The sequence below is a fragment of the Streptomyces sp. NPDC059456 genome, from assembly GCF_042750055.1.
GTDB lineage: Bacteria > Actinomycetota > Actinomycetes > Streptomycetales > Streptomycetaceae > Streptomyces.
On the sequence record NZ_JBHYVA010000476.1, the window covers coordinates 1 to 6,706 of the forward strand.

General features: G+C 70.7%; 2 protein-coding genes. One reads left to right on the forward strand and one right to left on the reverse strand.

Going from position 1 to position 6,706, the window contains the following annotated elements; genetic code table 11:
• Positions 1 to 8 precede the first annotated feature (8 nt).
• The gene (locus ACFXA3_RS30800) at positions 9 to 5,897 is read left to right on the forward strand and encodes a neuraminidase-like domain-containing protein (protein ID WP_385191983.1); all 5,889 of its coding nucleotides are present in this window, start codon (positions 9 to 11) and stop codon (positions 5,895 to 5,897) included.
• A 50-nt stretch (positions 5,898 to 5,947) separates the two neighbouring features.
• Here the strand turns inward: ACFXA3_RS30800 and ACFXA3_RS30805 are convergent.
• Positions 5,948 to 6,706: AHH domain-containing protein (locus ACFXA3_RS30805; protein WP_385191986.1), on the reverse strand; the 759-nt coding region annotated here is incomplete at its 5' end.

The following is a 6,706-nucleotide window of genomic DNA, read 5'->3' on the forward strand; positions in this document are numbered from 1 at the left end:
ACAAGGGCGTGCTGACGATCCGGCAGCTCTCCCTGCTGGGCTGGGAACCGGCCCGCGTGGAGGAGGCCGTCGCCACCCTGCTCGGCACCGCCGTCTACTCCGCCCCGGTCGCCAACGACGTCGGGGCCCGTCCGTACCCCGCGGATCTGCCCGTGCGCTTCGAGCCCGGCCCCGACGGGCAGGGAACGCTCCGGTTCACCGGGCCGATGACGCTCGACCAGAAGGACCGGATGTACGCCCTGGGCTCCGGTGAGCTGTGGGGCATCGTCGTACGGAGGCTGTTCGCGGGGCCCCGGCAGTTCGTGGCCGACCAGATGAACGCCTTCCGGATCCCCGTCCACCGGACGCCCCTGGCGGCCATGCCCGCCGATCTCGTCCTGCCGCCCGAGCTCGTCGGCAAGGTGTTCCACGACCCGTCGGCCCGGACGCTGTGTTCCCGCGGCCACCGCAGTCAGGACGAGATCGACGCGCTGGGCTCGGCTTCCGCGGACGAGGACTTCCAGCAGGCGGTGCACCTGCTCCAGGGCGTGCAGGAAGAGCCGGTCGAGCAGGAGAACCGGTTCCTGGACGAGTCGCACGCCGGCGCCCTGTTCGACCACCCGCTGGCAGCCTCCGAACGCTTCCGCATCGCCTTGTCGGTCCTCCTGCCGGAGCTGCGCCGACAACTCGGCGGGACGACCGTGAAGCTCCAGCTCGGCCAGGCGGCCGGTCTCGACCCGGCCGCCGCGGACGCCCTGCTCGGGACGTGGCTGCGGGCTCTGTCCGAGAACGGTCCGCTCGTCCTGGACTTCCTCACGCCCGCGTTCGTCGGCAGCGACCAGGCGGTGTCCGTCTCCCGCACGGGCTTCCCGGTCCAGTTCACGGCCCTGTCGCTGCTGCACCGGGTCGCCCTGGCCCTGTCGCGGCTGCGGGTGACGGGTGCGGAACTGCCCTGGGTGATCGGATGTGCGGCGGGCGCCGGCTGGCTGGATCCGGCGGCGCTGCCACCGTCACCGGTCGAGGGCCCGTCCCCGCTGTACCGGCCGTTCGTCCGCTTGCTGGATCTGCTCGCGCTGCGCGACGCCGTACCCGGCGGCTCGGGCACCCTCGGGGCCGTGCTCGCCGCCGGCCGCGGGCCCGGAGCGTCCGGGTACCGGGTGTTCGACACGTTGAGCGAGCGGACCGGGTGGAACAGGGACGACCTCGAAGTCCTGTGCGCGGGCGGCATGCTGGAGATCACCGTGCCCGGGGAGCTCGCGGACGAGCGGGGCCTGGGCAAACTGCGGGCGGCCGTCTCGCTGCTGCGCCGGCTGGGAGTCTCGGCGGCGCGGGCGCAGGCCTGGATCCCTTCGGTGCTGCCCGTCGACATCGTGCATTCGGCGATGATGACGGCAAGGGCGCGCCATTCACCCGAGGACTGGCTGTCCGCCGCCGTTCCGGTGGCGGACGCGCTGCGCGAGCGGCAGCGTGCCGCGCTCGTGTCCTACCTCGTCGCCCACCCGTTGACCACCTCCGTCGGATTCCCGTTCTGGACGGACGTCAACGGCCTGTTCGACCACTTCCTGCTCGACGTGGAGACGGGCAGCTGCCGGCTCACCACCCGGATGGCACAGGCGATCAACACCGTCCAGCTCTTCGTCCAGCGGGTACTGCTCGGCCTGGAGGTCCGGGTGCAGCCCGGTGACGACGAGACCTGGGAACAGTGGGAGTGGATGAAGCGCTACCGGCTGTGGGAGGCGAACCAGAAGGTCTTCCTGTACCCGGAGAACTACTTCCAGCCCGATCTGCGGGCCGGCGCCTCCCCGTTCTTCACCAGTCTGCGCAACGAGCTGATGCAACGGGAGGTCATCGGCGACAGCATGGAGGAGGTCTACCGCAATTACGTGGACCGGCTCGACTCGGTGGCCCGGCTCCACCCGTGCGCCATCCACCACGACTGGTCCACGGGCACCGAAGTGGCGCATCTGTTCGCGTGCACCGAGTCCGCGCCGCGCACCTTCCACCACCGCCGCTGGATCAAGAACCGCACCACCTGGACGCCCTGGGAGAAGATCGATCTCGACATGGACACCCCGGCGCTGGTGCCCGTGGTGTGGAACAAGCGCCTCCACCTGATGTGGCCGACGTTCGTCAAGGTGGGGGACGCCAAGGCGATCACGACGCTGCCCGTGGAGGGCAGGGACGAGACGGCGCTCGACGCGCCCGACCCGTACTGGAAGATCCAGCTGAACTGGACCCGGTACGCCAACGGTGCGTGGCAGCCGAAGCGGATCACCCAGGACACGATCACGACGCTCAAGTGGCCGCAGAGGATCCCCGTGGACGAGAACGATCCCTTCCAGACCACGGGCCCCTACCGCTTCTACCCGCAGATCGACCCCGGCAGCGGGGAGCTGACGGTCTGGAGCGTGCACAACACGGCCAGTTACGTGAACCCCGACCCCGCACGGGGCACCGTCTCCGGGGCCTTCCGGTTCGGCCCGCGCACGGGCGCGGTGAGCACCGTCCCGACGCTCTTCGTCCATGAGGACGACCCGCAGCACGGGAGCAGGGGCCAGAGGTTCATCGCACCGGTGGACACGTCGAACATCAACAACGAGTTCGTCCAGCACCACCCCGTCAACATGCCGCCCGGGTACCGCGACCGGGTCCACCTCCCCGAACTGACCCAGTTCTGGGGCTCCGACCTGGTCCTGGGCAATCCGCTGGGCAGCCATCTCTTCCGGATCCAGCTGCCGGTCACCTTCGCCTCGGCGACGGGCTGGTTCCAGGACTCCGCCACCGTCACCGACGGCTCCCGCAGCTATCACGTCACGGCGGACCTGCGGACCACCAAGCCCCTGTTCCGGTTCACCGCGATGTACCACCCGCAGGTCAACCTGTTCCTCAGCCTCCTCGACAACGGCGGCACGAAGGCCCTGTTCGAGCGGTCGGTCCAGCTCGACCCCGGCGCACACTGGCCGCTGTTCGACTTCGCCTCGTACGATCCGCAGAACAACGTCTCGCCGGAACGCCCCTCCGAGGGCGATGTGGACTTCACACCGGAAGGCACGTACGCCGACTACAACTGGGAGCTGTTCTTCCACATCCCGCTCCTCATGGCACAGCGGCTGGGTGACAACCAGCGTTTCGCCGAGGCGCAGCAGTGGTTCCACAAGATCTTCGATCCGACCGCGCGGACCGGCGGCGACTCTCCCGCGCGCTACTGGATCACCAAGCCGTTCCACCTGCAGACGGACTACCAGCGGCAGCGGATCGAGGAGGTCCTCGATCGCCTGGCGCGGGGCGACACGGACGAGCAGCGCCGGGTCGAGGAATGGCTGGCGCACCCGTTCCAGCCCGACGTGGTCGCGAAGTTCCGCACCACCGCCTACCAGAAGGCGGTCGTGATGCGGTACCTGGACAACCTGATCTCCTGGGGCGACCAGCTCTTCCGCGAGGCCACCCTTGAGTCCGTCAACCTGGCGACCCAGATGTACGTGCTCGCCACCGAACTCCTCGGACCGCGCCCCGTGTCCGTACCGCCGGCCGGCGAGCCCGCACCGCTCAGTTACGCCGAGCTGCGCGCCCGCGGCGGGGCGGCGCCGGACCCGGTGACCGCTGCCGAGCACCTGGTCCCGGTGAACGGGACGCAGCCCCCGCCGGCAGGCATCTCGCCCGGACTCGGCCTCGGCTGGCTGGGCTACTTCCGCATCCCGCCCAACGACAAGCTGCTCGGCTACTGGGACACCGTCGAGGACCGGCTGTACAAGATCCGGCACTGCCAGGACATCGAGGGCGTCCAGCGCGCGTTCGAGCTGTTCGGCGCACCGGTCGATCCGGCTCTGCTCGTCGGAGCCGTGGCGGCGGGGGCGGACCTGGAGTCCGCCCCCGAGGACCTGGGCGGACCGCTCCCCCACTACCGCTTCACCACCATGGTCGCGAAGGCCCGGGAGTACACCGCCGAGGTCAAGGCCTTCGGCGCGCTGCTGCTCGCCGCACTGGAGAAGCGGGACGCGGAAGCGCTCGCCCGGCTGCGCTCCGGCCACGAGACCGCACTGCTCGACGCGGCCCGGGAGGTGCGCAACGCCCAGGTCACCGAGGCCGCGCACACGGTGGCGGGGCTGCAACAGGCGCGCGCCGGGGCGCTGAAGAAACAGGACTACTACGCAACGCGCGTGAAGATGAACGCCGGGGAGAAACTGCACGAGGCCCTCAGCATCACCGGCATCAGCATCCAGTTCATCGCGGCGGCCATCGACATGACGGTCAGCGTGATGCGACTGCTGCCGGAGCTCAAGCTCGGTTCGCCGACCACGATCGGCGCGACGTGGGGCGGCACCAACCTCGGCGAGGCGCTCAAGGGACTGTCGGGCTCGCTGTCGCAGATCGCCGGCACGTTCCACTCCGGGGCCTCGCTGGCCGCGACGCTCGCCGGCTACGAGCGGCGCGCGCAGGAGTGGGAGTTCCAGAAGGGCCAGGCCGACTCGGAGATCGCCGGCCATGACGCCCAGATCGCGGCCGCGGTCGTCCGCCACGAGATCGCCCGGCGGGAGCTGTCCAACCACGACCTCCAGGCCGCCCACACCCGGGAGGCGGACCGCTTCCTGCACGACAAGTACACCGGCCAGGAGCTGTACGACTGGATGGCGGGGCAGCTCTCCACGTCCTATTTCCAGGCGTACCAGCTCGCGTACGAGACGGCGAAGCGGGCCGAGCAGGCGATGCGGTACGAGCTGGGCGCCGACGGACCGTCCCTGGTGCGCTTCGGCCACTGGGACAGCCTCCGCAAGGGCCTCCTCGCGGGCGAACGGCTCGCCGGCGACCTGAACCGGCTGGACGCCGCATATCTCGCGGGCAACGCGCGGGAGTTCGAACTGTCGAAGGCGGTCTCCCTCGCCCAGCTCGACCCGACCGCCCTGCTGGCGCTCAAGGAGACCGGCAGCTGCTACGTGTCGCTCCCGGAGGCCCTGTTCGACCTGGACGCGCCCGGCCACTACCTGCGGCGGATCAAGACGGTGAGCTTCACGGTGCCCTGTGTCAGCGGGCCGTACACCAGCGTGAACCTGACGGCCGCGCTGATGCGGAGCAGCGTGCGCACCGACCCCCGGCTGACGGGGGGCCACTATGCGCGCCAGACCCCGGACGCCCGCTTCCGGGACTACTCGGGGCCGGTCCAGACGGTCGTGACCAGCACCGGGCAGGACGACGGCGGACTGTTCGAGACCAATCTGCGCGACGAGCGGTTCCTTCCGTTCGAAGGCTCGGGCGTGATCGGCGAGTGGCGGCTCAGCCTTCCCGATGAGTTCCGCCAGTTCGACTACGAGTCGATCGCCGACGTGGTGATGCACCTGCGCTACACCGCGCGCGACGGCGGGACCGAGTTCGCCGACCGGGCCGTCTTCGAACTCCGCGACGGCCTGAACGGCTGGCTGCACGCCCACGGCGGCCATGGGCTGCTGCGGGCGTTCAGTGCCCGGCGCGAGCTCGGCGACCAGTGGTACCGGTTCGTGAGCGGGACGACCCCGGCGCTGCGGTTCGCCGTGTCCAAGCGCTGGTTCCCCCGCCTGTTCGGCGACGACGCCATCAAGCTCGCCGATCCGCAGATCGTCCTCGTGCTGTCCACGGATCTCGTCCCCGACGGGACCACGCGGTACGTGGACTGCTACGCGGGCGGGACCGGCGATCTGACGGTGACGCTGACCTCCCCCCAGGGCCGGGCCACCCCGGCCCCGCTCACCGCCGACCCGCAGCTGAAGGGCCAGCCGCGGGCCCGCCTCGACGCCGAAGGGCAGGTCGCCGAACACGACGAGGACTGGCTGGTGACCCTCCCTCTGCAGGGGCTCGACGCGCGGCTGCGCAAGGACGGCGGCCTGAATCCGGACGCGGTGGTGGACCTGCTGCTGGTGTGGCAGTACGAGGTGACGCGGACGTCGTGACGTCTCTGCGGGCGGGGGCGGGGCGGCGCCCCCCCCCCGCCCCGCCCGGCTCACTTGCGGGTCACGAGACGGTTCAGGTAACTGCCCTTCTTCTGCAGGTCCTTCTTCAGCAGCTTCAGCGCGTCCGTCAGCGCTGCCCGGTATTCGGGGGTGCACGAGGCCTTGCCGGCGACGGCGTCCTGGAGCCGCTTGAGGACGGCCTTGTGGTAGTTCTCACCGTGCGGCCCCTGGTGGCCCTCGATCCTGACGAGGTTCTCTTCGCTGTCCAGCGTCAGGGCGCGCTCTCCGGGAACGTTCGCGCCCTCGAAGACCTCCTCGAACCGGGGCCTGTACTTCGAGTCCTTGTCCGAGGCGACGTGGTGCAGTTCCGTCCCCTCCGTGATGTAGTCGATCGCGCCGCCGGCGTCCAGGTACGTCCGGACGGCGGCGTCGTTCTCCTCCTGCCGCTTCTCCTTGTCCCGGCGGCACTGCTCCAGCCAGCGGTTCGAGGGCTGGGGAGCGCCCTTGCGCTCCGCGCCCGACCGTTCGCCGGTGGCGGGGCCGCTCCGCTTTCCGGCTCCTCCGGTGGAGGTCTTGGGCTGGGACGCCGGAGCGGGATCCTTCGGAACGGCGGGCACGAACTTCCCGTTCAGCACGGTGCCGTGGATCCGCTCGACGTCGGGGTCGGGCTGCGTCGCCGGCGGCGGGACGACGACCGGCTTCGCCGGCGGCGGGGCGGGCGGGGGCGGGGGCCCGGGCGGTGTCACCGGTGGTGCGGGCGCCGGGGTGTTCGGCGCACTCGGCTTCCTGTCGCCCAGCATGGACAGGCC